The organism is Streptomyces litmocidini (assembly GCF_014649755.1).
GTDB lineage: Bacteria > Actinomycetota > Actinomycetes > Streptomycetales > Streptomycetaceae > Streptomyces > Streptomyces litmocidini.
Genome location: NZ_BMTQ01000013.1, coordinates 131,122 through 156,449 on the forward strand (window position 1 = coordinate 131,122; position 25,328 = coordinate 156,449).

At 74.9% G+C, this 25,328-nt stretch carries 27 protein-coding genes; 17 read left to right on the top strand and 10 right to left on the bottom strand.

The genetic code is table 11. The annotated features are described in order from the left end of the window. Nucleotides 1-9 precede the first annotated feature (9 nt). Together IE180_RS25650 and IE180_RS25655 are read right to left on the bottom strand one after the other, a co-directional pair. Entirely contained in the window at nucleotides 10-657 is a 648-nt protein-coding gene (locus IE180_RS25650) for a DedA family protein (RefSeq protein ID WP_229860869.1), read from the bottom strand. Continuing rightward, the gene (locus IE180_RS25655; RefSeq protein WP_190159314.1) at nucleotides 654-1,433 is read right to left on the bottom strand and encodes an MBL fold metallo-hydrolase; all 780 of its coding nucleotides are present in this window, start codon (nucleotides 1,431-1,433) and stop codon (nucleotides 654-656) included. Before IE180_RS25655 ends, IE180_RS25650 begins: the two co-directional genes overlap by 4 nt. Nucleotides 1,434-1,543: 110 nt before the next feature. On the opposite strand from IE180_RS25655, the gene IE180_RS25660 reads away from it, so the two are divergent. The 5 genes from IE180_RS25660 to IE180_RS25680 all read left to right on the top strand — a co-directional run bounded on the left by IE180_RS25660 (nucleotide 1,544) and on the right by IE180_RS25680 (nucleotide 6,481). Continuing rightward, complete coding sequence (locus tag IE180_RS25660; RefSeq protein ID WP_190159315.1) at nucleotides 1,544-1,948, top strand: hypothetical protein; 405 nt, start codon at nucleotides 1,544-1,546, stop codon at nucleotides 1,946-1,948. 142 nt (nucleotides 1,949-2,090) lie between these two features. Beyond that, on the top strand, nucleotides 2,091-4,274 hold the full coding sequence (locus tag IE180_RS25665) for a phage holin family protein (protein WP_190159316.1): 2,184 nt from the start codon (nucleotides 2,091-2,093) through the stop codon (nucleotides 4,272-4,274). Nucleotides 4,275-4,340: 66 nt separating this feature from the next. Next, the gene (locus IE180_RS25670; RefSeq protein WP_190159317.1) at nucleotides 4,341-5,711 is read left to right on the top strand and encodes an amino acid permease; all 1,371 of its coding nucleotides are present in this window, start codon (nucleotides 4,341-4,343) and stop codon (nucleotides 5,709-5,711) included. Between the two features lie 142 nt (nucleotides 5,712-5,853). Next, nucleotides 5,854-6,237 carry a hypothetical protein gene (locus tag IE180_RS25675; RefSeq protein ID WP_190159318.1) on the top strand — a complete coding sequence of 128 codons (384 nt, stop codon included), beginning with the start codon at nucleotides 5,854-5,856 and terminating at the stop codon, nucleotides 6,235-6,237. 58 nt (nucleotides 6,238-6,295) lie between these two features. Further along, the gene (locus tag IE180_RS25680; protein ID WP_190159454.1) at nucleotides 6,296-6,481 is read left to right on the top strand and encodes a hypothetical protein; all 186 of its coding nucleotides are present in this window, start codon (nucleotides 6,296-6,298) and stop codon (nucleotides 6,479-6,481) included. A gap of 49 nt (nucleotides 6,482-6,530) precedes the next feature. Here IE180_RS25680 and IE180_RS25685 read toward each other — a convergent pair whose 3' ends face one another. Then, a complete protein-coding gene (locus IE180_RS25685; protein WP_190159319.1) occupies nucleotides 6,531-7,736 on the bottom strand; it encodes a low temperature requirement protein A in 1,206 nt (401 codons plus the stop codon). 228 nt (nucleotides 7,737-7,964) lie between these two features. On the opposite strand from IE180_RS25685, the gene IE180_RS25690 reads away from it, so the two are divergent. Beyond that, complete coding sequence (locus IE180_RS25690; protein WP_190159320.1) at nucleotides 7,965-8,387, top strand: hypothetical protein; 423 nt, start codon at nucleotides 7,965-7,967, stop codon at nucleotides 8,385-8,387. Here IE180_RS25690 and IE180_RS25695 read toward each other — a convergent pair. Beyond that, on the bottom strand, nucleotides 8,368-9,183 hold the full coding sequence (locus IE180_RS25695; protein ID WP_190159321.1) for a helix-turn-helix domain-containing protein: 816 nt from the start codon (nucleotides 9,181-9,183) through the stop codon (nucleotides 8,368-8,370). The two genes, IE180_RS25690 and IE180_RS25695, sit on opposite strands and share 20 nt — an antisense overlap. 100 nt (nucleotides 9,184-9,283) lie before the next feature. Here IE180_RS25695 and IE180_RS25700 point away from each other — a divergent pair, with 100 nt between their 5' ends. Beyond that, nucleotides 9,284-9,589, top strand: coding sequence for a 4a-hydroxytetrahydrobiopterin dehydratase (locus tag IE180_RS25700; protein ID WP_190159322.1), 306 nt, complete (start codon nucleotides 9,284-9,286; stop codon nucleotides 9,587-9,589). Between the two features lie 21 nt (nucleotides 9,590-9,610). Next, on the top strand, nucleotides 9,611-10,357 hold the full coding sequence (locus IE180_RS25705; protein ID WP_229860870.1) for a class I SAM-dependent methyltransferase: 747 nt from the start codon (nucleotides 9,611-9,613) through the stop codon (nucleotides 10,355-10,357). A gap of 33 nt (nucleotides 10,358-10,390) precedes the next feature. Here IE180_RS25705 and IE180_RS25710 read toward each other — a convergent pair whose 3' ends face one another. After that, nucleotides 10,391-10,870, bottom strand: coding sequence for a hypothetical protein (locus IE180_RS25710; RefSeq protein ID WP_190159323.1), 480 nt, complete (start codon nucleotides 10,868-10,870; stop codon nucleotides 10,391-10,393). 39 nt (nucleotides 10,871-10,909) lie between these two features. On the opposite strand from IE180_RS25710, the gene IE180_RS25715 reads away from it, so the two are divergent. Further along, nucleotides 10,910-11,860 carry a helix-turn-helix transcriptional regulator gene (locus IE180_RS25715; protein WP_190159324.1) on the top strand — a complete coding sequence of 317 codons (951 nt, stop codon included), beginning with the start codon at nucleotides 10,910-10,912 and terminating at the stop codon, nucleotides 11,858-11,860. Nucleotides 11,861-11,870: 10 nt separating this feature from the next. Here IE180_RS25715 and IE180_RS25720 read toward each other — a convergent pair whose 3' ends face one another. Next, nucleotides 11,871-12,725, bottom strand: coding sequence for a Rossmann-fold NAD(P)-binding domain-containing protein (locus tag IE180_RS25720; RefSeq protein ID WP_190159325.1), 855 nt, complete (start codon nucleotides 12,723-12,725; stop codon nucleotides 11,871-11,873). A gap of 137 nt (nucleotides 12,726-12,862) precedes the next feature. On the opposite strand from IE180_RS25720, the gene IE180_RS25725 reads away from it, so the two are divergent. The 3 genes from IE180_RS25725 to IE180_RS25735 all read left to right on the top strand — a co-directional run bounded on the left by IE180_RS25725 (nucleotide 12,863) and on the right by IE180_RS25735 (nucleotide 16,121). Then, nucleotides 12,863-13,795, top strand: a complete 933-nt coding sequence (locus tag IE180_RS25725) for an AraC family transcriptional regulator (protein WP_190159326.1) — start codon at nucleotides 12,863-12,865, stop codon at nucleotides 13,793-13,795. Nucleotides 13,796-13,877: 82 nt separating this feature from the next. Next, nucleotides 13,878-14,786: a class I SAM-dependent methyltransferase gene (locus IE180_RS25730; RefSeq protein WP_190159327.1), complete on the top strand. Its 909-nt coding sequence runs from the start codon at nucleotides 13,878-13,880 to the stop codon at nucleotides 14,784-14,786. A 60-nt stretch (nucleotides 14,787-14,846) separates the two neighbouring features. Further along, on the top strand, nucleotides 14,847-16,121 hold the full coding sequence (locus IE180_RS25735; protein WP_190159328.1) for an SUKH-4 family immunity protein: 1,275 nt from the start codon (nucleotides 14,847-14,849) through the stop codon (nucleotides 16,119-16,121). Nucleotides 16,122-16,237: 116 nt separating this feature from the next. Here IE180_RS25735 and IE180_RS25740 read toward each other — a convergent pair whose 3' ends face one another. From IE180_RS25740 to IE180_RS25750, 3 genes are all read right to left on the bottom strand, one after another. Continuing rightward, nucleotides 16,238-17,032 (bottom strand): aldo/keto reductase, encoded by a 795-nt coding sequence (locus IE180_RS25740; protein WP_190159442.1) that lies wholly within the window; start codon nucleotides 17,030-17,032, stop codon nucleotides 16,238-16,240. Nucleotides 17,033-17,169: 137 nt separating this feature from the next. Then, nucleotides 17,170-18,993 carry an AMP-dependent synthetase/ligase gene (locus IE180_RS25745; RefSeq protein ID WP_190159329.1) on the bottom strand — a complete coding sequence of 608 codons (1,824 nt, stop codon included), beginning with the start codon at nucleotides 18,991-18,993 and terminating at the stop codon, nucleotides 17,170-17,172. Between the two features lie 428 nt (nucleotides 18,994-19,421). After that, nucleotides 19,422-20,288, bottom strand: a complete 867-nt coding sequence (locus IE180_RS25750; protein WP_190159330.1) for a LysR substrate-binding domain-containing protein — start codon at nucleotides 20,286-20,288, stop codon at nucleotides 19,422-19,424. A gap of 123 nt (nucleotides 20,289-20,411) precedes the next feature. Here IE180_RS25750 and IE180_RS25755 point away from each other — a divergent pair, with 123 nt between their 5' ends. The 3 genes from IE180_RS25755 to IE180_RS25765 all read left to right on the top strand — a co-directional run bounded on the left by IE180_RS25755 (nucleotide 20,412) and on the right by IE180_RS25765 (nucleotide 22,580). After that, nucleotides 20,412-21,479, top strand: coding sequence for a bile acid:sodium symporter family protein (locus IE180_RS25755; protein WP_190159331.1), 1,068 nt, complete (start codon nucleotides 20,412-20,414; stop codon nucleotides 21,477-21,479). Between the two features lie 199 nt (nucleotides 21,480-21,678). Next, a complete protein-coding gene (locus IE180_RS25760) occupies nucleotides 21,679-22,200 on the top strand; it encodes an isochorismatase family protein (RefSeq protein WP_190159332.1) in 522 nt (173 codons plus the stop codon). After that, nucleotides 22,197-22,580, top strand: a complete 384-nt coding sequence (locus IE180_RS25765) for a (2Fe-2S) ferredoxin domain-containing protein (protein WP_190159333.1) — start codon at nucleotides 22,197-22,199, stop codon at nucleotides 22,578-22,580. The genes IE180_RS25760 and IE180_RS25765 overlap by 4 nt, the downstream gene beginning before the upstream one ends. Nucleotides 22,581-22,586: 6 nt before the next feature. Here the strand turns inward: IE180_RS25765 and fdhD are convergent, their stop codons facing one another. Further along, entirely contained in the window at nucleotides 22,587-23,414 is an 828-nt protein-coding gene (gene fdhD, locus IE180_RS25770; RefSeq protein WP_190159334.1) for a formate dehydrogenase accessory sulfurtransferase FdhD, read from the bottom strand. Between the two features lie 245 nt (nucleotides 23,415-23,659). Here fdhD and IE180_RS25775 point away from each other — a divergent pair, with 245 nt between their 5' ends. Together IE180_RS25775 and IE180_RS25780 are read left to right on the top strand one after the other, a co-directional pair. Then, complete coding sequence (locus IE180_RS25775) at nucleotides 23,660-24,604, top strand: beta-ketoacyl-ACP synthase III (protein WP_190159335.1); 945 nt, start codon at nucleotides 23,660-23,662, stop codon at nucleotides 24,602-24,604. Nucleotides 24,605-24,751: 147 nt separating this feature from the next. Continuing rightward, on the top strand, nucleotides 24,752-25,306 hold the full coding sequence (locus tag IE180_RS25780; protein WP_190159336.1) for a hypothetical protein: 555 nt from the start codon (nucleotides 24,752-24,754) through the stop codon (nucleotides 25,304-25,306). Nucleotides 25,307-25,328: the final 22 nt, after the last annotated feature.

Below are 25,328 nucleotides of genomic sequence, written 5' to 3' on the forward strand. Positions count from 1 at the left end.
GGCGAGCCCTCACGGGTGCTCGGGCCCCGACGGAGCCCCGGAGCCCCGCAACCGCCGCCACAGTGCCGGGACCGCGCTGACCAGCACCGTCAGGCCCACCGCCGCGACCACGCCCTGCCAGGGCTCGGGGAAGAGCGAGCCGCCCAGGATGCCGATCAGCTGGTACGTCGCCGCCCACGCCAGACACGCCGCCACGTCTCCCCGCGCGAAGCGGCGCAGCGGCATCTGGGCGAGCAGGCACGCCAGCATGACCGGGATCCGGCCGGCCGGCACGAGCCGGGACAGCACCAGCACCGACACCTGGTGCGTGTCGAGCCGCTCCCGCGCGTGCGCGAGCCGCTCCGGCGTCACCCGGGACTGCAGCGCGGCGAGCCACCGCGAGCCGTTGCGGGACCGGACCCCGCGCTGCCCGAACCAGTAGAGCGCCACGTCGCCGAGGAACGCGGCGGACGCCGCCACCAGGAAGACGAAGAGCAGGGAGAACGGCGAGGACTGGTGGAAGGCGACCACCGCCGCCGAACTGACGATCGCGCCCGTCGGCACGACCGGCACCAGCGCGCCGAGCGCCACGAGCAGGAACAGCGAGGGATAGCCGACCGCCTGCTGCGTCGACTCCGGCGGCAGCTCGCGCACGGCCCCCACGAGTCCACCGATCACCGCGCGACCTCCGGCCGCACCCGGTCGCCGTGGCCGAGGAGGTGGACCGCCACCTTCGGCGCGAGCCGGGCCGCGTGCCGGACGAACTCGTCGCCCGGCGCGTGGAACTCGTGCGGCCGGACCCCGTCGAGCCCGATCGGCCAGTACGTGCCGTAGTGCACCGGCACCGCCGCCGCCGGCGAGAGCGCGGCGAGCGCCTGGGCCGCCCGCCCCGCGTCGAGGTGGCCGTGCCCGAGGTAGGGTCCCCAGCCGCCGACCGGCAGCAGGGCCACGTCCACCGGGCCCACCGCGTCCGCCATGCCGTCGAACAGACCGGTGTCCCCGGCGAAGTACGTGCGCGCCTCGCCCTCGACGACGTAGCCGAGCGCGGGGGAGCGGTGCGGTCCCACGGGCAGCCGCCGCCCGTCGTGGAGCGCCGGGACGGCCCGTACCGTCAGGCCCTCCACCGCCACCGTGTCGCCCGGCTCCACCTCGGTCAGCCGCAGCCCGTTCCGGTCGAGCCTGCGCAGCCCGGGCACGGCGGCGGGCGCGCCGCGCGGCACGAGGATCCGCGTTCCCGGCGGGAGCCGGGTGAGCGAGGGGAGGTGGAGGTGGTCGGCGTGCAGGTGCGAGATGAGGACGGCCTCGGCGCGGGCGGCCTCGGGCGGCGGCGGGGCGCCGCGCCGCCGCCGCAGATGGGCGAGCCGCCGTGCGAACAGCGGATCGGTGAGGAAGCGGACCCCCGAGTCCTCGACCGTGCAGGTGGCGTGCCCCCACCAGGTGACCTCCACCGGCATGCCGCCCCTCCGCTGTCCGTCTCGTCAGACGTCTGTCGTCACGAGGGTAGATGTCCGGAGCGCGCTCCGGAGGATGTTCGGGCGTCACCTTCCGGCAGTAGGGTCGGTCCATGGACGACGTTCGGGTGGCGGCGATCGCCAGCCTCACCCCGCTCGAAGAGCTCGACAGCGACCCCTTCCTGGTCGACACGAGGGGCCAGCACGCGGTGTGTGCCCGCTGGGCCGACGACCAGGGGTACGTGCTCGCCCGCCAGCTGTTCTGCTACGGAATCCGCCCGGACCACGCGGCTCTCTGGGCCGATGTGGAGGCCGGGACGGTGGACCTCTTCGTGGCACCCAGCGAACGGGTCCTCGCCCGCGCGTTGACCTCCGTGCCGGGCTTCCGCGCCGAGTGCGAGCGGCGCGGTGTCCGGGTGGAGACCGTGGGACTTGACGAACCTCCGTACGACAAGGCGGCCAAGGCGGTCGTGCACCGACGGCTCTCGATGCCCACCGCCGGGTACGACGGCTCCTGAGGCCGTCCCCCGGACCGGCTCCTGAGGTCGTCCCCCGGGCCGGCTCCTGACGTCCCCCTCGGCGCGGAGTTCCCCCTCCGCCGCCCGATCACGGCCGTTGTGCCACGCTTGGGGCAGGAAACGGGTGAAAGGCGAAGCGGGCGTGGGTGACGGGCGATGGGGTGGCGCCGAGCGCTGGCGGTCCGCGGGCAGAACTCTGGTGCGGGTGCTCGTGGTCTGGGCGGTGTCCACGCTCACGATGCTCCTCCTCGCCGGGCTGCTGCCCGACTTCCGGCTCCAGTCCGCCGACGGCGACAGCTTCACCAGGACCGCCCTCACCGCCGCCACGGCCGCCGGCGCGTTCGGTCTGCTCGGCGCGCTCGTCTGGCCGTTGATCGTGCGGGCGGTGCTGCTCGTCCCGGCGCTCGTCCTCGGACTGCTCGTCTTCTTCCTCAACGGTTCGCTGCTGCTCGTCGCGCTGTGGCTGATCCCCGACGGGCGCGGTGCCGCGGCGCCCGAGACCGCCGTCGCGGTGGCCGCCGTCATGTCGGCCGTGGCCTCCGCCACCTCCACGGCCCTCGCCGTCCGCGACGACGACGCCTACCGGCGCCGGCTCTACCGGCTCACCGGCCGCACCCGCCCCCGCGACCCCGGCGACACGGCGGGGTCCGTGCCCGGCACGGTCTTCCTCCAGCTCGACGGCGTCGGCCACCACGTGCTGCGCGGCGCCGTCGCCGACGGCCTCATGCCGACCGTCGCGGGGTGGCTGGAGGCCGGCCACCGGCTCACCCCGTGGCGCACCGACTGGTCCAGCCAGACCGGTGCCAGCCAGCTCGGCATCCTGCACGGCTCCAACGAGGACGTGCCCGCCTTCCGCTGGTACGAGAAGGACACCGGCCGGCTCATGGTGTCGAACCGCCCGGCGAGCGCCGTCGAGCTCCAGCGCAGGGCCGTGCGCCGCACCGGGGACGGAGGTCTGCTCACCGTCGACGGGGCCTCCCGGGGCAACCTCTTCAGCGGCGGCGCCGACCAGCTCGCCCTCGTCCTGTCGATGGCCGCCCGGCGCGGCCGCCGCAACCGCTCCCGGGCCGGCTACTTCGCGTACTTCTCCGACCCGGCCAACGCCGTCCGCACCGCCGGATCGCTCGTCGCCGAGTGCGTCCGGGAGGTGTACCAGTCGACGCGGGCGCGGCTGCGGCGGGAGGCGCCGAGGGTCTCGCGCGGCGGCACGTACCCCTTCGTCCGCGCCTTCGCGACGGTCGTCGAGCGGGACGTCGTGGTCTCCGCCGTGATGGGGGACATGCTGGCGGGGCGGACCGCCGTCTACGCCGACCTCGTCGCGTACGACGAGGTGGCGCACCACTCGGGGCCGCACGGCCGCGACACGGACCAGGTCCTGGCGCGCCTCGACCGGGCGATCGCGCTCATCGCCACCGTCGCCGAGCACGCCCCGCGTCCGTACCGGATCGTGCTCCTCTCCGACCACGGGCAGAGCCCCGGCGAGACCTTCGAGTCGGCGTACGGGCTGACGCTCAAGGACCTCGTACGGGCCGGCTGCGGGCTGCCGGTGCCGCGCCGGGTGCGGCGCACCCGTAGCGGTTCGGAGGCGCGGGACGCGGCCAGGGACGCGCTGCGCAGCGTGCTGCACCGGCCGCTGGACGAGAGCGGCGAGACGGCCCGGGAGCTGCCCGCGAGGCCCTCCGAGCCGGTGGTCCTGGCCTCGGGCAACCTGGGGCTCGTCTCCTTCCCCGACGTGCCGCACCGGATGACCCGGGAGGAGATCGACCGGCGTCATCCGGCCCTCCTGCGCACCCTCGCGCACCATCCGGGCATCGGCTTCGTGCTGGTGGCGAGCGCCGAGCACGGCTCGGTGGTGCTCACCCGCGACGGCGCGGAGGTGCCGGTCGCCGAGCTCACGGACGACGGACCGCTCGCGGTCTTCGGGCGGGGCGCGGCGCGGGCGGTGCGGCGCACGGACGGCTTCCCGCACGTCGCGGACATCATGATCAACTCCATGTACGACCCGGCGACGGGGAACGTGCACGCCTTCGAGGAGCAGATCGGCTCGCACGGCGGCCTCGGCGGGGAGCAGTCGCACGCCTTCCTCCTGTCGCCGCCGGACCTGTCGCCGCCGGTCGGCGCGGGGCAGGAGCTGGTCGGGGCGGAGCAGGTGCACCGGGTGCTGCGGCGCTGGCTGCGCGAGTCCTCGGGTCCGCAGGTGCCGCTCGGTCGGGCGGGGGCGTTGCGGGAGGGGTCCGCGGGTCCGCGGGAGATTTCCCCGTCCACGCGCGAAACGGAATCAGTTCTTCCGGTCGAGGGCCCGGCCCCGCAGGACAAAAACCGCTGATTTGGACGCCTGTTCGCCGTTACCGGACGATGGTCCGGATTTGCACGACGGAAGGCGCACCACCCCATGAGCACGGCCACCACAACTCCACAGCGGGACGCGGCGCGGCAGACGGACGACAAGCACGCCCGCCGCTTCGGCCTCCCCATCGCGACCGCCCTGGTCATGGGCAACATCATCGGCGGCGGAATCTTCCTGCTGCCCGCCTCCGTCGCCCCCTACGGCACCGTCAGCCTCGTCGCCTTCGGCGTCCTCACCCTCGGCGCGATCGCGCTCGCCCTCGTCTTCGGCCGGCTCGCCCACCGCCTGCCGCAGACCGGCGGCCCCTACGTCTACGCACGCGCCGCCTTCGGCGACTTCGCCGGCTTCCTCGCCGCCTGGTCGTACTGGATCACCGCCTGGGTCTCCAACGCCGCCCTCGCCGTCGCCGCCGTCGGCTACCTCGACGTCCTCGTGCCCGTCCACGGGTCCAAGCCCGCCACCATCGCCGCCGCCCTGCTCTTCCAGTGGCTGCCCGCGCTCGCCAACCTGGCCGGCACCCGCTACGTCGGCGCGGTACAGATCGTCGCGACCGTGCTCAAGTTCGTCCCGCTGATCCTCGTCACCGTCGGCGGCCTGTTCTTCTTCGACAGCGCCAACCTCGGGCCCTTCCACCCGAGCGGGGGCGGCGCGCTCGGCGCGGTCTCCGCCTCCGCCGCGATCCTGCTCTTCAGCTACCTCGGCGTCGAGTCCGCCGCCGTCAGCGCCGGCGAGGTCCGCGACCCCCGCCGCAACGTCGGCCGCGCCACCGTCCTCGGCACCCTCGGCGCCGCCGCGGTCTACCTCCTCGGCACCCTCGCCGTCTTCGGCACCGTGGCCCACGACGAGCTGGTCACGTCCACCGCACCCTTCTCCGACGCCGTGAACGCCATGTTCGGCGGCTCCTGGGGCGGTGCCGCCGTCGCCTGCATGGCCATGGTCTCCATGCTCGGCGCCCTCAACGGCTGGACCCTGCTGAGCGCCCAGACCCCCTACGCGGCCGCCCGCGACGGACTCTTCCCGAAGGCGTTCACGGTCAAGCGGCGCGGTGTGCCGACCGTCGGCGTCCTCGTCACCGTCGTCCTCGCCTCTCTCCTGACGGTCTACAACTACACGGCCGGCACGAAGGGCGTCTTCGAGATCCTCGTCCTCGTCACCACCTTCACCGCCACCGTGCCCTATCTGCTGTCCACGGCGGCCCAGGTCTACTTCCTGTTCTCCGGCCGCTCCGGAGAGGTCTCCCGGGCCCGGCTCGCCCGCGACGCCGTCTTCGCCCTCGCCGCCTTCGGCTTCTCCCTCTGGCTGGTCGCCGGATCCGGCTACGCCGCCGTCTACCAGGGCGTCCTGTTCCTCTTCGCCGGCGTGCTCGTGTACGCCTGGATGGCGGCCCGCAGGCAGCGCGCCACCGCCCCGGGGTGACCGGGTCCGCCCCCGGCCGGCCGGGCGGGCGTTCGCCGGTGACCGCCGGGCCGGTGAATCCGGGGCCCTGACGTAGGCCGCCCGGGCGGATCACCGGCCGGGGGAGCCGTACCGGTCCCGCGGCGGGGCAGTACGGATCTCCGTGAGCCCCGCGCACCAGACGCCCGCCGCGCCCGCCGCCCCGGCGGGGCACCGGGCGCGCCCGGCCCGGGGGCGGCACCGCTGGATCGCGCTCCTCCTCGTCCTCGCCGCGCTGTTCGGCGCCGGGGCCGCCGCCGCGCTCCCCGTCGCCGAGACGCGCGCCGCGGCCGCCGCCCCGGCCTCCGATCCGGGCGGCGAGACCCACGACCCGGCCGGCGCCGTGGCCGGACTCCCCGGCCGGGCCCGCGCCCACCGCGCGCACTTCCGCGCCGCCGGGTCCGGGCCCCGGCCGCACGGCCCCCGGGGCCGCCGCCGGACTCCGGCCCCCGCCCCCGTACCCGCCCCGCGCGGCGACGCGCTCCGGTGCGTGGTGATGCGCTGCTGAGAGGCCCCGCCTCCCCGCAGTCCCCCCACATCACCCCCGCACCACGAGGAGCTCCGCCATGCCCGTCGACCCGTACGCCGTACTCCAGGCCCTGCTGCGCGCCGAGGCCTCACGCGCCCGGCGCACCGCCCCCGAGCCCGGATCCCCGGCATCCACCCGCCCCGCCGAGCGGACCGCCCGGACCTCCGGACACACCGCCCGCACGTCCGAGCCGACCGTCCACCGGGAGGACCGTCCGCGCTGAACCCCGCCCCGGCGCGGCCACCACCGCGCCGGGCACCGGCCGGCCGGGGTCAGGCCGCCTCCACCGTCCTGAGCGTCCGCGTGCCCCCTCGGGAGTGCAGCTCCACGAGGAGGGCCGCGGCCGCGGCGAGGACCGCGAGCGCCACCAGGGCCGGGACGAGGCCGACCAGCGGGCCCGCCGCCAGGCAGCACGCCCCGCCCACGGCCAGGGCGGTCGGCCGCCGCCCCGAGGTCCGCAGCACGATCGCGGCGGCGCCCAGCAGATAGACGCCGACGCCCCCGGTCAGGGACCAGGCCACGGCGCCGTGCAGCGGCTCGGCGAGCCCGTAGTGCCCGGTGTCGGCGACCTGCTGGAGGACCTTCTTCATCCCGAGCGCGCAGAGCACGATCCCGGCGACCAGCGGCAGGTGCAGGAACGTGTAGGCGTCCCGGGCGAAGCGGGTGCGGTCGTCCCCGTCCAGTCCGGTGAGACGGTGCTCGGTGGCCTCGCCGAGCTGCCGGAAGTACAGCCGCCACAGCCCGGCCGAGAGCAGCAGCCCGGCGGCCGAAGCGCCGAGCACCGCGTACGAGAGCGGGGAATCGGAGACGCCGACGCCCATGGCCACGATGGACTCGCCCAGGGCGATGATCACGATCAGGCCGTGCCGCTCGGCGAAGTGCCCGGGGGAGTTGACCCGCCAGCCGGAGGAACCGGTGACGTAGATCCCGCCGTAGTCGACGGCCACCGCCCCCAGCCACCACAGGAGCTGGGCCCGGCCGTCGTACGCGCAGCCCGTGAGCAGCAGCACCAGCGGCGGCAGCACGGACGCCATGGCCGTACGCCGCAGGGTCGCCCGCAGCGCGGCGTCACCCGGACTGGAGAGCCAGTACGAGGTCAGGTGCAGGACGCGCACCGCGCCGTAACAGAGCACGAACACCAGGGGCGCCGAGAGCCCGTCGGACGCGTCCGCGAAGACGCGCGGGACGGCGAGGGACACGATCAGGACGACCGCCATGACCGTGACGAGCACGCCGAACACCGCGCCGGAATCGGCCCGTACGACATTGCCCAGCCAGGCGAAGGCGCACCAGCACCACCACAGCAGCGCGAGCACGACCATCGCGCCCACCACCCGCACCGGTGAGGGCGCGGCCGCCATGAGGGCGGTGACCTGCGTGATCGCATACACGAACACCAGGTCGAAGAAGAGCTCCGCGGGCGTCACCTTGTGATCGCCCCCGGTGGCCACCATGGCCCGTTCCCTGTTCCACGCCATCTGCGTCCTCCCCCTTCGGAGCGCCGGTCCCGGCCACCCCGGCGGGAAGACTACTCACACCGCCGGGAGCGGCGACGCGGTTGTCCACGGCCCGGCATGACCCGTCAGGTAATCGACCCCCTCCGTGCCGCCCGGCATGCTCGGGAACACCGGAACCCGGGCGGCGCACTCCGCTCGGGCTCCGGGTCCACCACCAGCACGAACGTCCCCTTCGGAGGGTGATCCGCCATGTCCCAGACCCTGCGCCGATCTTCGAGGACCGCCCGCGCCACCCGGCCCCGGTCCGCGGTGCGCCGGTTCCTCGCCCTCGACGCCGCCGTCACCGGAGCCAACGGGATCGCCTACCTCGCCGCCTCCGGTCCCCTCGGGGAACTCCTCGGCGTCGACGCCGGCCTCCTCCTCGAACTCGGCGTCCTCCTCACCGCGTTCGCCGCGGGCGTCGCCTGGCTCGCGAGCCGCCCGCAGCCGCCGGCGCTCGCCGTGAAGCTCGTCGTCGACGTCAACGTGCTCTGGGCCGTCCTCAGCGTCGTCGCCCTCGTCGCCTGGCTGGAGCCGACCACCGTCGGCCTGTTCTGGACGCCCGTGCAGGCGGCCACCGTCGCCGGCTTCGCCGTACTCCAGTGGACGGCCCTCAGGGCTGCCGCGCGCTGAGCGAGCGCAGGTACGCGACCGTCTCCGGGTCGGCCGGGAGGAACGTCTCGATGGCCAGCTCGGCGACGGTCACGTCCATCGGCGTGTTGAACGTCGAGATCGACGACACGAACGACAGCACCCGCCCGTCGTGCTCGATCCGCAGCGGCAGCGCGAAGTACGGGTACGGTTCCGCCTCCGGCCGGTCCTCCGGGTCGATCCGCTCGGGCAGCGGATAGGCCGCCACCTCCGCGTACAGCTTCCGCAGCGGCTCCGAACGGGCCAGTGCGATCTGACGCTCCATCTGGGCCAGGAGGTGGCCCCGCCACTCCCGCAGGTTCCGGATCCGGGGAGCCAGGCCCTCCGGGTGCAGGGTCAGCCGCATCGCGTTCATCGGCGGGGTCAGCAGGTGCTCCGGAAGCCCGCCGAGCAGCAGCCCGATCCCCCGGTTGGCCGCCACCACCGTGTACGTGCCGTCCACCACCAGGGCCGGGTACGGCTCGTAGCCGTCGAGCAGCTGCTGGATGCCCCAGCGCAGCGTCTCCAGGCGCGGCGCGTCCAGCGGCGACTCCGCGTACCGGGGCGCGTACCCCGCCGCGAGCAGCAGCGCGTTCCGCTCCCGCACCGGCACCTCCAGGTGCTCGGCGAGCTTCAGGACCATCTCCTCGCTCGGCCGGGAGCGACCCGTCTCCACGAACGAGATGTGCCGCGCCGAGGAGTCGGCGCGCAGCGCCAGCTCCAGCTGACTCAGCCTCCGCCGCTCACGCCATCCGCGCAGCAGCGGCCCCACTCCCGTGTCGGTCACGACAGTTGTCATGGCCAGACGGTATCTCAGAGGGGGACCCCGGGTAGTTTCCCCCCGGGGCCCCTGTCCGTCACCCCGTCAGCCGCACCACCCGACCGGAGGGAGCACCGCCGTGCCCACACAGCCGCTGTCGCAGAAGGAGATCGAGGACCGCCTCAGGGAGCTCCCCGGCTGGTCCGTCGAGGCCGACCGGCTCACCCGGACCTACCGGCTCGGCGACCACTTCGCGGCGACCGCGCTCGTCGTCCACGTGGCCCGGATCCAGCAGGAGCTGAACCACCACTCCGACCTCACCCTCGGCTACGACACGGTCTCCCTCGCGGTGAACACCCACGACGCCGGCGGCGCCGTCACCGAGAAGGACTTCGAACTCGCCGAGCGCGTCGAACGGATCGCCCCCGGCCACGGCGCGCACTGACCCTCCCCTAGGCTCGCGGGCATGGCGGAGACCGTGCTCGACTACGAGGCAGAAGCGGCGCACTACGACCGGACCCGCGGCGGGGTGCCCCGCGCCGAGGCGGCCGCCGGGGCCGTCCTGCGACTCGTCCCGCCCGGCGCCCGCACCCTGCTCGACCTCGCCTGCGGCACCGGTCTCGTCACCGAACGCCTCGCCCGGCCCGGACTGCGCGTCCACGGGGCCGACGCCGCCCAGGCCATGGTGCGGGTCGCCGCGGGCCGGGTGCCCGGCCGTGCCGTACGCGCCGACGCCCGGCGGCTCCCGCTGCCCGACGCCTCCCTGGACGCCGTCGCGGCCGTCTGGCTGCTGCACCTCGTCCCCTTCGCGGCGGACGTCGTCGCCGAGGCGGCCCGGGTGCTGCGGCCCGGCGGCGTCCTCGTCGTCACCGTCGACAAGGACTCCGCCCACGACGTCGGCAGCGACGTCGACGCCGTCCTCCGCCCGTACCGCGCGGCCGACGCGGCCTCCGACCGCGCCGACCTGATCACCGCGTACGCGGCCGCCCACGGCCTCGACCCGGCCCCCGGCACCCGCTTCACCGGCCACGGACAGGGCAGCACCCCGCGCGACACCGCCAGGAAGCTGCGCGCCGGGTACTTCGCCTCCTGGTTCACCGGAGACCCGGCGACCACCGAGACGCTCGCCGCCGACCTGGCCGCCCTCCCGGACCAGGACCGCCGCCGCCCCGACCCCCGCTACCGGCTCGCGAGCTTCGTCAGGCGCGGCTGACGAAGCCCGCCCGGTGGGTCGCCCCGCCGGCGCTCACGCCCGGCCTCCGGTCGGGCCGGAGGGCAGCGCGTCCTCCAGGTAGCCGGCGAGGTCCGGGACGTCCGGGGACAGCACGTGCCGCACCCAGGCGTCCCGTTCGTGCCCGAGCGGCGGTAGCTCCCACACACAGCCGATCCACGACCGGTCGACGCGGACGAAGCGCGTCGGATCGGTGTCGGGACAGCCCAGGACGGGCTGCCCCGCGGCCCCGCCGCCGAAGTGGAGCACGTTGTCCCACACCCAGCTGTACGCGTTGAGGTACGCGCCGCTGTCGCCGCCCCGGTGCAGCACCACGAAGCCCGCCGCCGGGGTGCCGTCCGGCTCCGGCAGCAGCTCCGGGAGCAGCGCGTACGCCGCCTTCTCCACCTCCGGCTCGATGCCCGCCGGATCCGCGGTGACGTGGTAGCGCTTGAGGTGCCGCCCGGCGATCTCGACCGGCGGCAGCACGAGGAGGTTCTTCTCTGCGAAAGCCATGGCTGGACCGTAAGGACCTTCCACTGACACCGTGTGTCAGTGAAGTCCGGCCGACTCGTCTCGCTCCTCCTCCTGCTCCAGACCCGCGGTCCGATGACGGCCGCCCGCCTCGCCGGGGAACTGGAGGTCTCCGTCCGCACCGTCTACCGCGACGTGGAGGCGCTCCAGGCCGCCGGAGTGCCGCTGTACGGCGATGCCGGGCACCGCGGCGGCTACCGGCTGCTCGCCGGGTACCGGCACCGCCTCGCCGAGCTGTACGCCCGGGAGGCCGAGGCGCTCGTCCTCGCCGGCCTGCCCGTCGCCGCCGACGAACTCGGGCTCGGCCCGCACTTCGCGGACGCCCAGCTGAAGCTGCGGGCGGCGCTGCCCGCGCCGCTGCGCGAGCACGTCGACCGGCTGCGGGCCCGCTTCCACATCGACGCCCCCGGCTGGTACGCGGAGCCCACCGAGGCCCCGTTCCTGCCCGAGGTCGCCGACGCGGTCCGCGCCGGTCGGGTCCTGGAGGTCCGCTACCGGCGCTGGAAGGAGCCCACGGACGTCGACCGGCGCCTGGAGCCGTACGGGCTCGTCCTCAAGGCCGGGCGCTGGTACCTGGTCGCCGGGCCCGGCCCGCGCACCTACCGCGTCGACCAGATCCTCGCCCTCACCGTCACCGCCGAGGAGGCGGAGATCCCGGCCGGCTTCGACCTCGCCGCCCACTGGCGGGCCGGTCAGGAGGACTTCCACGGCCGGCTCCACCGGGACGAGGCGGTCGTACGGATCTCCCCGCGCGGTGCCGCCCGTCTCACCGGCGCCGCCGCCCGGGCCCTCGCCGCCGGCGGCACCCCCGAGCCCGACGGCTGGACCCGGGCGACCCTCCCCGTCGAATCGCTCGAACACGCCCACGCCACCTTCCTCGGGCTCGGCGCGGAGGTGGAGGTCCTCGCCCCGGAGGACCTCCGCGACCGCATCGCCGCGACCGTGCGGACGCTGGCGGAGCGGTACGGCTGAACGGAGCCCGTCAGGCCCCCCGTACGCCCCAGACCCCCGCCGCGAAGTCGGCGAAGGAGCGCGGCTCGCGGCCCAGGATCCGCTTCACCCCGTCCGTCGCCGAGGCGTTGTGGCCGTCGAGGAGCGTCGCGAACAGCGCCGCGAGCCACTCCGCCTCGGGGACCGGCAGCCCGAACCCGGTGAGCAGCCCGGCGTACTCGCCCTCGGACACCGGCCGGTAGACCACCGGACGGCCCGAGGCGCGGGAGATCTCCGCCGCCACCTCCGCGAAGCCGACCGGCCGGGGGCCCGTCACCTCGTGCACCCGCCCCGCGTGCCCGTCCGTCGTCAGCGTCTCCACGACGACGTCCGCCAGGTCGTCCGCGTCGATGAACGGCTCGGCCGCGTCCCCGGCGGGAAAGACGACCGCGCCCTCGGCGACTCCCTCCGCGAGCAGCCCCTCGGAGAAGTTCTGCGCGAAGAACGAGGCCCGTACGACGGTGAGTTCGGCCCCCGGGGCGGCCGCGCGCAGGGCCTCCTCCGCCAGGACCGCCGCCGGCTCCCCGCGCCCGGAGAGAAGGGTGAGGCGCCGTACGCCGTTCTCCACGGCCAGCCGGCCGAAGGCGTCCATCGCCCCGACCGCGCCGGGGGCGGCCAGGTCCGGGTAGTAGGCCACGTACGCGGCGTCCGCGTCCCGCAGCGCCGGCGCCCAGGTCTCCGGGTCCTCCCAGTCGAAGACCGTCGCCCCGCGCCGGGACCCGGCGCGGACCGCCGCGCCGCGGGCGGTCAGGCGTTCGGCCACGCGCCGCCCGGTCTTGCCGGTGGCGCTCGTCACCAGGACCGTCGTGGTCGGTGTGTTCGGGGTGTCGTCCGTGTGCGTCGTCATGGCTCAAGACTCCCGCCCGGGGACCCGCCCGCCCATGCTCCGCAGTCTCGTCCGCCTGCGCCTCCGTCTCGCCCGCCCCGTCGACGCCCTGCGCCTCCGTCTCGCCCCGCCCCGTCGACGCCCTACCCTTGCGCCTCATGGACGCACTCGCCGGACTCCTCGACGGGCCACGCGCCAGGGGCGCCTTCCTGCTGCGCATGATCATGGAGCCGCCGTGGTCCGTGCGCATCGAGGACGAAGCCCCCGTCTGCCTCATGTGCGTCACCGGGGGCGAGGCCTGGATCGTCCCCGACACCGGCGACGCCGTCCTGCTGCGCCCCGGGGACATCGCCATCGCCCGCGGCCCCGAGCCGTACACCGTCGCCCACGACCCCGACGCCCCGCCCCGCGCCAGGATCGGCCCCGGCGGCGGCTGCACCACCCTCTCCGGGGAGCCGCTCGCCCAGTCGATGCGCCTCGGCGTCCGCACCTGGGGCAACGCCCCGGACGGCGGCACCACCGTCCTCGTCGGCACCTACCTGATGGACGGCGAGGTCGGCCGCAGGCTCCTCGACGCCCTGCCCGGACTGGCGCACCTGCCCGCCGACGTGTGGAACTGCCCCCTCATGCCCTTCCTCGACGAGGAGATCTCCCGCGACGAACCCGGCCAGAGCGTCGTCCTCGACCGGATCCTCGACCTGCTGCTCATCGCCGCCGTCCGCTCCTGGTTCTCCCGGCCGGGAGCCGAGGCCCCCGCCTGGTACCGCGCGATGGCCGACCCGGTGGTCGGCCGGGCGCTCCGGCTGCTCCAGAACGAGCCCGCCCGCCCGTGGACCGTCGCCTCGCTCGCCGCGGAGTCGGGCGCGTCCCGGGCCGCGCTCGCCCGCCGGTTCACCGAACTCGTCGGGGAGCCCCCGATGGCGTACCTCACCGGCTGGCGGCTCGCGCTCGCCGCCGATCTGCTCCGCCGGACGGACGCCACGGTCGAGTCCGTCGCCCGACAGGTCGGGTACAGCGGCGCGTTCGCCCTGAGCGCCGCCTTCAAGCGCGTGCGGGGCATCAGCCCGCAGGAGCACCGGGGCCGCGGCTGACCGGCCCGGCGCCGACAGGAACCCCGTTGCCGGAACGGCAACGTTTCTCGCACCCGCGGCCGTCCCGTCGCACCCTGGAGCCATGAGCCAGCATCACGCGTCCCACCCCGGCCACGGCCACCGGCACGGTCACGACCACCACGACAGCACCCACCTCGACTGGAGCGAGATGGCGTCGCTCCTGGAGCGGCAGGCCGAGATCGCGAGCCCCGCGTACGCGGAAGCCGCCGCCTGGCTGGGCACCCTCGCGCCGGTGCAGGGCGTCCGCCGGATCCTCGACGTCGGCAGCGGCCCCGGTGTGGTGACCAGCCTGCTCGTCGAGGCCTTCCCGGCCGCCGAGGCCGTCGCCGTCGACGGCGCCCCCGAACTCCTCACCCGGGCCCGGGCCCGCGCCGAGGCACGCGGCCTCGGCGCCCGGGTCTCCACCCGCCACGCCGAACTCCCCGGAGGAATCGCCGCCCTGGGACAGGCCGACCTCATCTGGGCGGGCAACTCCCTGCACCACATGGGCGACCAGAGCGCCGCACTCGCCGAGTTCGCCGGCGTCCTGAACCCCGGCGGCCTCGTCGTCCTCGTCGAGGGCGGCCTGCCCCGGCGGCACCTGCCCCGGAACATCGGGATCGGCAGGCCCGGCCTCGAAGCCCGGCTCGACGCCGCCCACACCGAGTGGTTCGGCGAGATGCGCGCCGAGCTCCCCGGCTCCAAGGACGAGCCGGACGACTGGCGGGCGCTGCTCGCCGGCGCCGGCCTCACTCCGGCCGGCACCCGCACGTTCCTCGTCGACGTCCCCGCGCCCGTCTCCCCGGCCGTCCGGGAGCTGGTCCTCGCCCACTACGAGCGCCTCCGGGACGGACTGGCCGTCCGGCTCGACGCCGACGACAAGGAGACGCTCGACCGGTTGCTCGACCCGGCCGACGCGCTGTCCCTGCACCACCGCACGGACCTGTTCCACCTCACCGCCCACACCGTGCACACCGCCCGCAAGGGCTGATCCCCCACGGTCCGCACCGGCCGCGGCCCCGCCCGCCGGTGCGGCCGGCACGATGGGCCGGTGACCGATCTCGCTCTCCGTCCCCTGCTCGACGACCCCGCCCGGGTCCTGCGCCACGACCGCGCCGAGCTCCGTGCCCGCCTCGCCGCCCTGCCGCAGGAGCAGGGCGGCGTCGGCCGCGAGGTGTTCACCCAGGCCGAGGCGGTCTTCGGGGGCACCCCGGTGACGTCCGCCGAGTTCGCCTCCTGGCTGCACTTCGCGGCGACCGTCCTCGGCCACCGGGAGTACGCCGAGCGGGTGGCGGCCGCCGAACCCGGGCTGCCGTGGCGGACGGTGTGGGCCTGGTGGCGGCCGGTCGGCGCCCACGAGGCCGCGCCGAACCTCAGCGGCGACCGCTCCGTCGAGGCGTACGAGGCCGACGGCACCCCGCTCCTGAAGGTCCGGGCCCTGTGGTGCGAGGACGCCTGGTTCGACCTGGCCACCGGCGGCCCCCGGCCCGCGCCCGCCGAGGACACGGTCGAACCGTACGAGGAGACCGAACCGGACGGGCCCTGGCTGTTCGACGGCGACGACGAGTCCTGGGCGCTGCGCCACCCCGACTCCTGGGAGGAGCCGATCCCGCTGGACGGCGGCCGCCACGTCTTCCACGACGCGCGCGGAGTGGTCGTCGTGGAACAGAACGACCCCGCCCTCGCCGACTGGCCGACGGGCGGGGCCGATTCCTCCCGCCCGACACCGGTGGACGGCGGGCCGTGGTTCCGGCCCGGCACGAGGAACGCCGACGGTCCGCTCACCGCCGCCCGGCTCGACGGGGTCTTCGGACCCTCCTGGGTCGTCCGCGTCCCGCCGGCCGACCTCCCCGCCGTCCTCACGCACGCCCCGACCCGGACGCTGCTCGCCGAGGCCGGGCTGCCCCGCCACTGGGCGGCCGGCGTCACGTCCTTCGCCCTCACGGACGAGCTGCTGGCCCCCGGCCCCGAAGGCCTGCTGCGCGTCGGGGAGTTCGACCTCGGGTACTGCGACCCGGGGGAGGTCTTCGTCCACCCCGGGACCGGCGCCGTCGGCCTGCGCCAGCCGGACGGCAGTCACGGGCCCGGAGGCGACGCCGTCTTCCCGCTCGTCCGCGACCTGGACTCCTTCGTCCGCTTCCTGGAGGGCGTCCGCCGTCACATGGGCGTCTGCTGGGACCCGTACCCCGGGGAGGACGGCGTGAAGGGCTTCCTCCGGGCGATGGCGGAGGTGGACGCCGGGGCGCTGGCCGCCGGCGCGCCCGGCGCCGAGGTGTGGGAGCACCTCTTCGCCTCGATCACCGAACTCGGCGCGGACGGCTACTGAGGCGGCTCGCCGCCGGGGCGGCGCGGTGCACGGCTGCCGGGGCGGCGCCGTACACGGCTGCCGAGAAGACGGCGCGCCGCCGACGCGGCGCGCCGTCCCCGGCCCCTCCGACTCCTTCAGGCGCCGGCGTTGAACTCCGCCGGGTTCGGGCCGAGCCGGCGGTTCTCGTCGAGGGCGGCGATCGCCGCCAGGTCCTCGGCGTCCAGCTCGAAGCCGAAGACGTCGATGTTCTCGCGGATGCGCGAGGGGGTGACCGACTTCGGGATCACCACGTTCCCCAGCTGGAGGTGCCAGCGCAGCACCACCTGGGCCGGCGTCCGCCCGTGCTTGTGGCCGATCGCCACGAGCGCCGGGACCTCCAGGAGTCCCCTGCCCTGGCCGAGCGGCGACCACGCCTCGGTCGCGATGCCGTGCCGGGCGTGCAGCTCGCGCGACTCCCGCTGGGGGAGCTGCGGGTGCAGCTCGATCTGGTTGACGGCGGGCACGACCGAGGTCTCGCCGATCAGCCGCTCCAGGTGCTCCGGCAGGAAGTTCGAGACGCCGATCGCCTTCGCGCGCCCGTCCGCGAGGATCTTCTCGAACGCCCGGTACGTGTCGACGTACGCGTCCTTCGCCGGCACCGGCCAGTGGATCAGGTAGAGGTCGACGTAGTCGAGCCCCAGCTTGTCGAGGGAGGCGTCGAAGGCGCGCAGCGCCGAGTCGCGGCCCTGCGCGTCGTTCCACAGCTTGGTCGTGATGAACAGCTCCTCGCGGGCGATCCCCGACTGGGCGACGGCACGGCCGGTGCCCCGTTCGTTGTCGTAGATCGCGGCGGTGTCGATGGAGCGGTAGCCGGCCTCCAGGGCCGTCGCCACCGCGGCCGTCGCCTCGTCGTCCGGCACCTGCCAGACGCCGAACCCCAGCTGGGGCATGCGCACGCCGTTGTTCAGGATGACCGAGGGAACGCTGCTGTCCGTGCTCACGTGGGATGGATCCTTACGTCGTCATGGTCCTACTGCCATGGTCAACGGGCGAGCGGCCGTACGCATTCCGGAGAGGGCCGGCGCGTTCAGCCGTACAGTGCGGCGACCTCCGCCGCGTACGCCCGTTCGATCGCCTTCCGCTTCAGCTTCAACGAGGGCGTGAGCAGTCCCTGCTCCTCGCTGAACGGATGCGCCAGGATCCGGAACGTCCGGATCGACTCCGCCTGGGAGACCAGCGTGTTCGCCGCCACCACCCCGCGCCGGATCTCCGTCTCCAGGGCGGGATCGCGCACCAGCTCGGCCGGGGGGAGCGGCGCGCGCCCCTGCATCGCGAGCCAGTGGTCCACCGCCTCCTGGTCGACCGTCACGAGAGCGGCGATGTACGGCCGGTCGTTGCCGACCACGATGCACTGGGCGATCAGCGGATGCGCCCGCACCCGCTCCTCGAGCGCGGTGGGGGAGACGCTCTTGCCGCCCGAGGTCACCAGGATCTCCTTCTTCCGCCCGGTGATCGTCAGATAGCCGTCCGCGTCGAGGGCGCCGATGTCCCCGGTGGCCAGCCAGCCGTCGTTGAGGACGGCGGCCGTCGCCTCCGGGGCGTTCAGATAGCCGGAGAAGACCTGGCCGCCGTGCAGCCACACCTCGCCGTCCTCCGCGATGTGGACCGTGGTCCCCGGGACCGGCTGGCCCACGGTGCCGTACTTGGTCCGTCCGGGCGGGTTCGCCGTGGCGGCGGCCGAGGACTCGGTGAGGCCGTACCCCTCGAAGACCGTGATGCCCGCGCCCGCGAAGAACAGTCCCTGCCTGCGGTCCATGGCCGAGCCGCCCGACATCGCGTGCCGCACCCGCCCGCCCAGGGCCGCGCGCACCTTGACGTACACCGTCCTCTCGAAGAACTGGTGCTGCACGCGCAGCGCCGCCGACGGCCCCGGGCCGGTCCCGAAGGCCTTCTGCTCCAGCGCCTCCGCGTACGCGACCGCCACCTCGACGGCCTTGTCGAACGGGCCGGCCCTCCCCTCGCTCTCCGCCTTGCGGCGGGCCGCGCGGAAGACCTTCTCGAAGACGTACGGCACGGCCAGGACGAAGGTCGGCCGGAACGCGACGAGGTCCGGGAGCAGGTCGGCCGCCGCCATCACCGGCTGGTGCCCCAGCTTCACCCCGCCGCGGACCGCCGCGACCTCCACCATCCGCCCGAAGACGTGCGCGAGCGGCAGGAACAGCAGCGTCGAGGCCTGCTCGTCGGGCCGGGAGCGGAACACCGGCTCCCAGCGGCCCATCACCATGTCCGTCTCGAACATCAGGTTCGCGTGGGTGATCACACAGCCCTTGGGGCGGCCGGTCGTCCCCGAGGTGTAGATGACGGTCGCGATCGTCTCCGGGGTCACCGCCCGCCGGTGCCGGTGCACGACCTCCTCGTCGATGTCCGCGCCCGCCGCCGTCAGCTCGCCCACCGCGTCCGCGTCCAGCTGCCACAGCCGTTGGAGCCGGGGCAGCCGGTCGATCACCGAACCGATCGTCATCGCGTGGTCCTCGTGCTCCACCACGCAGGCCGTGACCCCGGCGTCGTGCAGCATCCAGAAGACCTGCTCGGCGGAGGAGGTCGGATAGACCGGCACGGGCTGCGCGCCCAGCGTCCACAGGGCGAAGTCGAAGAGCGTCCACTCGTACCGGGTCCGGGCCATGATCGCGACCCGGTCGCCGAACCGCACGCCCTCCGCGACCAGTCCCTTCGCGAGGCCCACCACCTCGTCCCGGAACCGCTCGGCCGTCACGTCGTACCACGCGCCGTCCGGGCCCTTCCGGCCGAAGGCGATCCGTTGGGGGTCGGCGAGGGCGTGGTCGAACACGGCGTCCGCCAGACCGCCGACCTGAGGCGCCGCCTCGACGGGCGGCACGGTGAACTCGCGCACTGACCTGCTCCTCGACGGCTCGGTGGCTGGAAAAGCCTGTTGTCGCGCTCCGTACGGCGCGGGTGACGGTACCCCACCCGACCCGTCGGCGGGAGGAGCTTCACCAATCCGGGACATTCCGCGTTCGTACAGGTCAGGGCGGGTGGGGCGGTCGGGTCGAGGGCGGCCCGGGGCGGTTACCGACCAGACGGTACGCCCTCCGGGAGTGAATCTCCACGGAATCTGTACCGGCCGCTCACGCCCCCGCCCCCGGAGCACTCCCATGGCGCCTTCTCGCCGCTCCCCGGGCACACCGAGCGGCCCCGGCGGGCGCGGCCGGTGCCGGCCCGTCTCCGTCCGGCGCGCTCGGCGCCACGGGCCGCCCTCCCCCCGGTGCCGCGGCCCGTCTCCCGCCCGGCGCCACCGGTGCCGCCGGGCCCGTCCCCCGCTCAGCGCGGCCGGTGCAGGCGGTCGCCGCCCGCCAGGATCGCCTCCGCGAGGGCGTCCGCCGCCTCCTGGGTCTCCCCGCCCCGGCGCCCCTTCCGCAGCACGAAACCCACGTCCCCGAGCTCCGGGAGCCCCGCGCGGGCCGGCACCGGGACGAGCCCCGGCGGCACCAGACCCCGCGTGTGCGCCATCACCCCGAGCCCCGCGCGGGCCGCCGCCACGTTCGCGCTCAGGCTGGAGCTCGTGCACGCGATCCGCCACGCCCGCCCCTGCGCCTCCAGCGCCTCCAGGGCGCGCGCCCGGGTGATCCCCGGCGGCGGGTACAGGATCAGCGGCACCGGACGGTCCGGATCCAGCCGCAGTCCCGGCGCCCCGATCCAGACGAGCGCGTCCTCCCAGACGAGCCGGCCCTCGCTCTCGGCCCCGCGCCGCTTGGCCAGGATCAGATCGAGCCGGCCGGCCGCGAGCCGGGCCTGAAGGGTCCCGGACAGTTCGACCGTCAGCTCCAGGTCCACCTCGGGGTGCTCGCGCCGGAAGGACTCCAGGATCTCCGGCAGCCGGGTCGTCACGAAGTCCTCCGACGCCCCGAACCGCAGCCGCCCGCGCAGCCGCGTCCCGCCGAAGAAGGCCGCCGCCCGCTCGTGCGCCTGGAGGATCGTGCGCGCGAAGCCGAGCATCGCCTCGCCGTCCTCCGTCAGCTCCACGCGATGCGTGTCCCGGGCGAACAGCGGGCGCCCCGTCGCCTCCTCCAGGCGCCGCACGTGCTGGCTGACGGTCGACTGGCGCAGCCCGAGCCGCTCCGCGGCCCGGGTGAAGCTCAGCGTCTGGGCCACGGCGAGGAAGGTGCGCAACTGGGCGGGCTCGTACATGCCGCGACGTTATCGCGCACCACGATGACAGTCAGAGCGCTGTACGGGATTCCCGATCACCGGGCCGTGGCGCAGGATGGACGGGCGCGACCCGCCCCAGCAGTGCACAGAGCAGTGGAGCCCATGACCCCCCGCACGCCCGCCCCTCCCGCACGCCGTTCCCTCCGCCCGCCGTCCTGGCTGCCCGTCGACGGGTACGTCCTCGCGCTGCTCGGCACGGTCGTCCTCGCCGTGCTCCTCCCCGCCTCGGGCACCACCGCGAGCGTCGTGAAGGGCACGTCGACCGGGGCCGTCGCCCTGCTCTTCTTCCTCTACGGGGCCCGGCTCTCCGCCCGCGAGGCCCTCGACGGCCTCAAGCACTGGCGGCTCCACCTCACCGTCCTCGGCTCCACCTTCCTGCTCTTCCCGCTCCTCGGGCTCGCCGCGCGCGGTCTCGTCCCCGGCGTCCTCACCCCGCAGCTCTACGGCGGCCTCCTCTTCCTCTGCCTGGTGCCGTCCACCATCCAGTCCTCCATCGCGTTCACCTCGATCGCCCGGGGCAACGTGCCCGCCGCGATCTGCGCGGGCTCCTTCTCCTCGCTCGCGGGCATCGTCCTCACCCCGCTGCTCGCGGCGCTGCTCCTCGGCGACAGCGCGGGCGGGCTCTCCGCCGACGCGCTCCTGAAGATCGTGTTCCAGCTCCTCGTGCCGTTCCTGGCCGGGCAGTTCCTGCGCCGCTGGGTGGGGGCCTTCCTGGTCCGCCACAAGAAGGTCCTGGGCCACGTCGACCGGGGCTCGATCCTCCTCGTCGTGTACACCGCCTTCAGCCAGGGCATGACCGCCGGCATCTGGCACCTGGTGACCCCCGCGCGGCTGGGTCTGCTGCTCGCCGTCGAGGCCGTGCTCCTCGCGGTGATGCTGACCGCGACCTGGTACGGGGCCGGGCGCCTCGGCTTCGACCGGGCCGACCGGATCACGATCCAGTTCGCCGGCTCCAAGAAGAGCCTGGCGGCCGGGCTGCCGATGGCGAGCGTCCTCTTCGGCCCGCAGGCCTCCCTCGCCGTGCTGCCGCTGATGCTCTTCCACCAGATGCAGCTGGTGGTCTGCGCGGCCATCGCGAAGCGCCGCTCCCGCGACCCGGAGCCCGCCGACGTGCCGGGCCGCCCGGCGGAAGCCGTACGGACGTCGGAGGTCCCGGCGCCGGGCGCCTGATCCCGCCCCGCGCTTCCGGGAGGCGCGACGGCCGCGCGCCCCCCGGGCCGCGGCCCCGTGGTCGCGCCCCGGAAGCCGGGTGGTCGCGCCCCGGAGACCACCCCCGTGGTCGCGTCCCCGTCCCCGTACGCCCTCTCCGTCGGCCGGATCACGCCCCTGACCCGCCCGGGATGATCATCCGGGCCGCTACGGTGCTCCCATGCCCGCACTCGATCCCGGCAGCACCGCGCTCGTCCTCGTCGACCTGATGGAACGCATCGTCGCGCTGCCCCTCGCCCCCCGCCCCGGGACCGACGTCCTCGCCGCCTCCGCCCGGCTCGCCGACGCCTTCCGGGACGCCGGCGCGCCCGTCGTCCACATCCGCGTCGAACGGCCGAACGTCGACGCCCAGCCGTCCGGCAGCGAGCTCGTCCCCGACCTCGTCCGGGACGGCGACCCCGTCGTCGTCAAGCGCACCATCGGCGGCTTCCAAGACACCGGACTCCACGAGCTGCTCGCCGGCTTCGGCGCCACCACCCTGGTCCTCGGCGGCATCGCCACCAACCTCGGCGTCGAGTCCACCGCGCGCGCCGCCTGCGACCTGGGCTACGACCTCGTCTTCGCGGAGGACGCCATGGCCGCCCTCACCGCCGACGAGCACCGCGCCTCCGTCGACCTGGACTTCCCGCGCCTCGGCACGGTCGCCCCGGTCTCCGCGATCACCCTGGACGGCCCCGAGTGACCCCGGTCCCGATACGGTACGGGGCCCGCCCCTGCTCCCTGGTCGTCTGCCGCGGCTGCTGCTGCGGCGACGCCCGCAAGAACCCGGGCATGGACCACGAGGGCCAGCTGGCCCGCCTCCGGGCGGCCGCCGCGGCCTCCGGGGGCCGGCTGGTCGTCCGCACCAGTGACTGTCTCGGCCCCTGCGCCCAGGCCGACGTCCTCGTCGTCCAGCCCTCCACCGAGGGACGGCGCCGGGGCGGCAGGGCCGCCTGGATCGGCTGGAGCGCGGACGACGACTGCCTCGACGAGGTCCTCGCCTGGACCGAGGCCGGCGGCCCCGGCGTCAGCCCGCCCCCGGCCGCCCTCGCCCTCCAGATGATCGACCCGCCGAAGAACTGAGGGCCCTCAGAGCGCGATCCGGTGCTCGCCCGCGTACACGTTCATGTCCGGTCCGCGCAGGAAGCCGACCAGGGTCAGGCCCGTCTCGGCGGCCAGGTCCACGGCGAGCGAGGACGGCGCGGACACCGCGGCGAGCACCGGGATCCCCGCCATCACCGCCTTCTGCGCCAGCTCGAACGAGGCCCGTCCCGACACCAGCAGCACGGCCCGCCCCAACGGCAGCAGCCCCTCCCGCAGCGCCCGCCCGACCAGCTTGTCCACGGCGTTGTGCCGGCCCACGTCCTCCCGGACGTCGAGCAGCTCGCCGTCCTCCGTGAACAGCGCCGCCGCGTGCAGCCCGCCGGTCGAGTCGAAGACCCGCTGCGCCGCCCGCAGCCGCTCCGGGAGCAGGGAGAGGAGCCCGGGAGCGATCCGGAGCGGGGGAGCGTCGGCGATCGGGAAGCGGGCCGTGGTGCGGACCGCGTCCAGGCTGGCCTTGCCGCACAGTCCGCACGAGGACGTCGTGTAGACGTTCCGCTCCAGCGAGATGTCCGGGACCGCCACGCCGGGGGCGAGCTGCACGTCCACCACGTTGTACGTGTTCCGGCCGTCGTCCGTCGCCCCCGCGCAGTACACGATGTTCCGCACGTCCGACGCCGCCGCCAGGACCCCCTCGCTCACCAGGAAACCGGCCGCGAGCGCGAAGTCGTCGCCCGGCGTGCGCATGGTGATCGCGATCGGGCGCCCGTTCAGCCGGATCTCCAGCGGCTCCTCCGCCACCAGGGTGTCGGGCCGCGTGTTGACCGCACCGCCCCGGATCCGCAGGACACGCCGTCGCTCGGTGACCCGTCCCATCGTGACGCACTCGATTCTCTCCGCGGGAAGGCCGGGAAGGCCCTGACGGCCCCCATTCTCCGCCACGCCCCTCCGTCGAACGCACGTCCGCGGTCGGGCGGGGAGCCGTGCCGGGCCCGGGGCCTTGTCGCGGTCGGCCAAGCGGTAGGGGGGAATGTTGGTGGTTTACGTCACCTGTTACTGATCAGTCGCTGACAACACTGGGGAATCCTGTCGACGAACGAACCACCTAGGGGGTCCCGAGAATGACGGGCACTCGCATCGCCGCGCTCGGGCACTACCAGCCCGCCAAGGTGCTGACCAACCACGACATCGCCGAACTGGTCGACACGAGCGACGAGTGGATCCTCAGCCGGGTCGGCATCCGCACCCGGCACGTCGCCGGGCCCGACGAGCCCGTCGACGAGCTCGCCGCCCACGCGGCCGGCAAGGCCCTCGCCGCCGCGGGCCTCACCGCCGGCGACATCGACCTCGTCCTCGTCGCCACCTCCACCGCGATCGACCGCTCGCCCAACACGGCCGCCCGCGTCGCCGCCCGCCTCGGCATGGGGTCGCCCGCCACCATGGACCTCAACGTGGTCTGCGCCGGCTTCACCCACGCGCTCGCCACCGCCGACCACGCGGTCCGGGCCGGGGCGGCCCGCCGCGCCCTCGTCATCGGCGCCGACAAGATGACCGAGATCACCGACTGGACCGACCGCACCACCTGCGTCCTCACCGGCGACGGGGCCGGCGCCGCGATCGTCGAGGCCACCGAGACCGACACGGGCGCCATCGGCCCGGTCCTGTGGGGCTCGGTCCCGGAGATGGGCCACGCCGTCCGCATCGAGGGCACCCCGCCCCGCTTCGCCCAGGAGGGCCAGTCCGTCTACCGCTGGGCCACGCAGCAGCTGCCCGCCCTCGCCCGGCAGACCTGCGAGCGTTCCGGCATCGCCCCCGAGGAACTCGCGGGCGTCGTCCTGCACCAGGCCAACCTGCGGATCATCGAACCGCTCGCCGCGAAGATCGGCGCCGTCAACGCCGTCGTCGCCCGTGACGTCGTCGACTCCGGCAACACCTCGGCCGCCTCCATCCCGCTCGCCCTCGCCAAGCTGGTCGAACGCGGCGAGCTCCCCTCCGGCGGCAGGGTCCTCCTCTTCGGCTTCGGCGGCAACCTCTCCTACGCCGGACAGGTCGTCCGCGTCCCGTAGGGGGTGTCCTGCCGCCGTTGCCCCGTTCGGCGGAGTCCGGTGGCGGCGCGCCGGGGGCGGACCTAGCTTCGATCGCGGTGAGGGTCGTCCCTTTCCGGCTGCGGAATCGATCCGCCTCCGGGCCCTCCCGTGATCTGGAGGACCGCCATGCGCGTGATACGTGCCGCTTCCGCCGCCCTGCTCGGCGCCGTCGCCCTCGTGACGGTCGCGCCCCTGGCGACGGCCGACGAGGGCGACCACGACATCACGTCGTTCGGCTTCTCCGTCACCCCCGCGACGATCGCCCCCGGCGGCACCGTCACCCTCACCTCCGACGGCTGCGAAGTGCCCTCCGTGACCGTCACCTCCACCGTCTTCGAGACCGTGACGCTCAACGAGGGCCGTCCGGGCACCGCGACCGTGGACCTCGACGCCAAGGCCGGCACCCAGTACGAGATCACCTTCGACTGCAAGGGCGAGCGGGGCACCACCAAGCTCACCATCGCCCAGGACGACACCGGCGGGAACACCGGGCACGAGACCGGCACCGGCACGCACACCGGCGCCCACAAGGGCGTGAAGGCCGGCTACGGCACCGCCGCCTCCGGCGCGGACGCCGACGGGCTCGGCGCCACCGAACTGGTCACCGGCGTCCTGCTCATCGCCGGAGCGCTCGGCGCCGCCGTCGTGCTGACCCGCCGCCACGCCGACGGCCGCGCCTGACGGCCCGGTCCCGGGGGACCCG

Bases quoted from the DNA above. Each gene is read 5' to 3' on its own strand.
- IE180_RS25750 (WP_190159330.1), bottom strand. From the start codon at position 20,288: ATGTACGAGCCCGCCCAGTTGCGCACCTTCCTCGCCGTGGCCCAGACG.
- IE180_RS25710 (WP_190159323.1), bottom strand. From the start codon at position 10,870: ATGGCTTTCGCAGAGAAGAACCTCCTCGTGCTGCCGCCGGTCGAGATC.
- IE180_RS25690 (WP_190159320.1), top strand. From the start codon at position 7,965: ATGTCCCAGACCCTGCGCCGATCTTCGAGGACCGCCCGCGCCACCCGG.
- IE180_RS25660 (WP_190159315.1), top strand. From the start codon at position 1,544: ATGGACGACGTTCGGGTGGCGGCGATCGCCAGCCTCACCCCGCTCGAA.
- IE180_RS25775 (WP_190159335.1), top strand. From the start codon at position 23,660: ATGACGGGCACTCGCATCGCCGCGCTCGGGCACTACCAGCCCGCCAAG.
- IE180_RS25780 (WP_190159336.1), top strand. From the start codon at position 24,752: ATGCGCGTGATACGTGCCGCTTCCGCCGCCCTGCTCGGCGCCGTCGCC.
- IE180_RS25760 (WP_190159332.1), top strand. From the start codon at position 21,679: ATGCCCGCACTCGATCCCGGCAGCACCGCGCTCGTCCTCGTCGACCTG.
- IE180_RS25740 (WP_190159442.1), bottom strand. From the start codon at position 17,032: ATGCCCCAGCTGGGGTTCGGCGTCTGGCAGGTGCCGGACGACGAGGCG.
- IE180_RS25685 (WP_190159319.1), bottom strand. From the start codon at position 7,736: ATGGCGTGGAACAGGGAACGGGCCATGGTGGCCACCGGGGGCGATCAC.
- IE180_RS25670 (WP_190159317.1), top strand. From the start codon at position 4,341: ATGAGCACGGCCACCACAACTCCACAGCGGGACGCGGCGCGGCAGACG.
- IE180_RS25725 (WP_190159326.1), top strand. From the start codon at position 12,863: ATGGACGCACTCGCCGGACTCCTCGACGGGCCACGCGCCAGGGGCGCC.
- fdhD (WP_190159334.1), bottom strand. From the start codon at position 23,414: ATGGGACGGGTCACCGAGCGACGGCGTGTCCTGCGGATCCGGGGCGGT.
- IE180_RS25730 (WP_190159327.1), top strand. From the start codon at position 13,878: ATGAGCCAGCATCACGCGTCCCACCCCGGCCACGGCCACCGGCACGGT.
- IE180_RS25655 (WP_190159314.1), bottom strand. From the start codon at position 1,433: ATGCCGGTGGAGGTCACCTGGTGGGGGCACGCCACCTGCACGGTCGAG.
- IE180_RS25705 (WP_229860870.1), top strand. From the start codon at position 9,611: ATGGCGGAGACCGTGCTCGACTACGAGGCAGAAGCGGCGCACTACGAC.
- IE180_RS25695 (WP_190159321.1), bottom strand. From the start codon at position 9,183: ATGACAACTGTCGTGACCGACACGGGAGTGGGGCCGCTGCTGCGCGGA.
- IE180_RS25755 (WP_190159331.1), top strand. From the start codon at position 20,412: ATGACCCCCCGCACGCCCGCCCCTCCCGCACGCCGTTCCCTCCGCCCG.
- IE180_RS25680 (WP_190159454.1), top strand. From the start codon at position 6,296: ATGCCCGTCGACCCGTACGCCGTACTCCAGGCCCTGCTGCGCGCCGAG.
- IE180_RS25720 (WP_190159325.1), bottom strand. From the start codon at position 12,725: ATGACGACGCACACGGACGACACCCCGAACACACCGACCACGACGGTC.